Source organism: Streptomyces sp. UH6 (genome assembly GCF_013421635.1).
GTDB lineage: Bacteria > Actinomycetota > Actinomycetes > Streptomycetales > Streptomycetaceae > Streptomyces > Streptomyces abyssomicinicus.
The window spans coordinates 1-2304 of the sequence record NZ_JACADT010000914.1; the positions used below are offsets into that span (position 1 = coordinate 1).

Sequence of the window (2304 nt, forward strand, 5' to 3'; positions counted from 1 at the left end):
CCGGTACCGGAGACGCCCGGTCCGTACACCCGTAGCGCGGTCGCGTGCCGCAGCACCCGCTGGAGGGCCGCGAGCCGCTCCGGCCCCGGCAGGCACACCGCGCCCGGCACGGGCCGGGTGGTCGGCCGCAGCCCCCGCCCGGCGGGCACCACCCAGGAGGCACCGCCCCGGCCCCCGCCACGGGGAAGGGAGCGCAGGAACCGGACCGCCTCCGCGGCCGGGAGCTCCGCCCGCAGCTCGAAACCCGCCGAGACCACCTGCGACTCGGCGAACCCCCGCAGCCAGCGGTCGGGGAGCGGGACCTTCTTCTCGACGACCGGTCCGTCCGTCGTGGTCACCGCCAACTCGTCGGGCCCCACCCGCAGGTGGACCGGGTCGAGCGTGCCCACCCGCGAAAGTGCCTCGCGCAGCGGGTTGTTGACGTCCACGTTGGTGGTGCCGTGCCCCACGTCCCCGCCGTCCAGGCCGCCGGAGAGGACGTCGAGCCGGGCATACACGCCGCAGCAGCCGGAGAAGGACTCGAAACGGAGCCGGTCGCCGTTGCCGGTCACCACCGGGTCGAGCGAGGCCGCCAGCTGCGGCCGGTTGTAGCGTGCGGCCGCCACGTCGGCCACCGCCAGCAGTCCCGCGGCGGCCGCCTGCGGATGCGTGAGGAAGCCGGAGAAGAAGCTGGGGTGGTCCTGGACGCCCGTGGGCGTCGCGCCCCGGGAGGTCTCCAGTCCCAGGAGCCGTCCCTCCGCGGTGGATTCCAGCGCGGAGGGACGCGTGTAGGCCACGGCCTGCAGTGATCGCGTCATGGGAGGACCGTAGGGCCGGCCACCGACAACGCCCGCCGCGACGGCGGCAGTCGCCCCGCCGGGGCCCCTACTGCCCGACCAGACCCGGCTGGAGGACCTTGGTGAAGAGCACCGTCCCGTCCTGCTCGCGCAGCCGGACCGTCATCTCCCCGCTGCCACCGTCGATCTCCACCTCGCCGAAGAACTGGTACCCCTCGGCCGGGGAGACGTTGGAGGCGGTGGGTGCCTTCACGAAGACCCGCTCGGGGCCGAAGGTGCCGTCCAGGGAACTCGCCGGGAAGGCACCCGCGTTGAGGGGACCGGAGACGAACTCCCAGAACGGCTCGAAGTCGGTGAACGCGGCCCGCGACGGCCGGTAGTGCTGCGCCGAGGTGTGGTGGACGTCGGCCGTCAGCCAGACCGTGCCGGTGATCCGGCGGTGCTTGACGAACCGCAGCAGCTCCGCGATCTGCAGCTCGCGGCCCAGCGGGGCACCGGGGTCGCCCTGGGCCACCGCCTCCACGTTGCGCCCGCCCTCGGTGGTGTCGAGCACCACCAGGCCCAGCGGCATGTCCGCGGCGATCACCTTCCACGTCGCCGTGGAGCGGGACAACTCGCGCTTGAGCCAGTCCAGTTGCTCGCGCCCCAGGATGCCCTGCGGGTCGCTGGTCTGGGTGCCCGGAGAGTTGGCGTTGCGGTAGGTGCGCATGTCGAGCACGAACACGTCGAGCAGCGGACCGTGCCGCACCACCCGGTACATCCGGCCCTCGCGCCGCCCGGCCGTCAAGGTGGGGACGGGGAAGTACTCGCCCATCGCCCGGCGGGCCCGCTCGGCCAGCACGTCGACGCGCTTCTCGGTGTAGCGGGCGTCCGTGTCGGCGATCACCTGGCCCGGGTACCAGTTGTTGCGGACCTCGTGGTCGTCCCACTGCACGACCGTCGGCACGTGCGCGTTGAAGCGGCGGAGGTTCTCGTCGAGCAGGTTGTAGCGGAAGGTGCCGCGGAACTCGGCGAGGGTCTCCGCGACCTTCGACTTCTCCTCGGTCACCACGTTCCGGTAGACCCGCCCGTCGGGCAGCGCGGCGGTGGCGGCGATGGGGCCGTCGGCGTAGACGCTGTCGCCGCTCAACAGGAAGAAGTCCGGGTCCAGCCGGGCCATCGCGTCGTAGATCCGGTAGCCGCCGAGGTCCGGGTTGATGCCCCAGCCCTGCCCCGCGAGGTCGCCCGACCACAGGAACCGCACCCCGTCCCGGCGGCGGACGGCGGCGGTGCGGAAGGTGCCGGTGACCGGCTCGCCGGTGCGGCGCGGGTCGTCCGGGTCGGCCAGCACCACCCGGTAGTGGATCTGCTCACCGGCGGGCAGTCCGCGCAGGCGCGTGGTGCCGGTGAAGTCGGTCCCCGCGCCCAGCAGCGGCCCCGGGACCCGTCGGACCCTGCGGAACGACTCGGTCGGCGAGACCTCGACGACCATCCGGGCCGGGCGGTCCGAACGGACCCACACCAGGCCCGAGTCGGAGGTGACGTCGCC

1 protein-coding gene and 1 pseudogene are annotated in these 2304 nt (G+C 73.7%); both read right to left on the reverse strand.

From position 1 onward, the window contains the following. Positions 1 to 797, reverse strand: a pseudogene (locus tag HW445_RS27505) (SWIM zinc finger family protein); the annotation flags it as partial. Between the two features lie 67 nt (positions 798 to 864). After that, a partial coding sequence (locus HW445_RS27510) for an alkaline phosphatase (RefSeq protein ID WP_180223576.1) occupies positions 865 to 2304 on the reverse strand: 1440 nt, incomplete at its 5' end.